The organism is Aeromicrobium phragmitis (genome assembly GCF_003674095.1).
Taxonomy (GTDB): domain Bacteria; phylum Actinomycetota; class Actinomycetes; order Propionibacteriales; family Nocardioidaceae; genus Aeromicrobium; species Aeromicrobium phragmitis.
Genome location: NZ_RDBF01000100.1, coordinates 1 through 437 on the forward strand (window position 1 = coordinate 1; position 437 = coordinate 437).

Below are 437 nucleotides of genomic sequence, written 5' to 3' on the forward strand. Positions count from 1 at the left end.
TGGGTCGCCAACCCTGGATCGTCTACGGCATCCTGCGCACCCGCGACGCGGTCGGCGACTACAGCGCCGACTTGTGGTGGCTGCTCGGGAGTACCGCGGTCGTGTACACCCTGCTGACGGTCGGCGCCGTCGTCGTGCTGCGCTCGATGACGCGGCGATGGCGCGCCGGTGAGGCCGGTGAGGAGGACCTTCCGAGCCCGTATGGGCCGCATTCGCGCCTGGTCGACGCCGGCGAGGCCGGACGATGACGCTGGAGGTGGCGGTCGCGTCCGCGCTGTTCGTCGGCGTCGTGGCGTACGCCGTCTTCGGCGGTGCGGACTTCGGGTCCGGCTTCTTCGACCTCACCGCCGGTGGTGCGCGCCGCGGTGCCGAGGTCCGGACGCTGGTCGACCACAGCATCGGACCGGTCTGGGAGGCCAACCACGTGTGGCTCATCT

General features: G+C 71.2%; 2 protein-coding genes. Both read left to right on the forward strand.

Going from position 1 to position 437, the window contains the following annotated elements; all coding sequences use genetic code 11:
- The coding region (locus D9V41_RS16455) for a cytochrome ubiquinol oxidase subunit I (RefSeq protein WP_166376099.1) at positions 1-248 on the forward strand (248 nt) is incomplete at its 5' end.
- The coding region (locus D9V41_RS16460; RefSeq protein WP_166376100.1) for a cytochrome d ubiquinol oxidase subunit II at positions 245-437 on the forward strand (193 nt) is incomplete at its 3' end. The genes D9V41_RS16455 and D9V41_RS16460, both read left to right, overlap by 4 nt.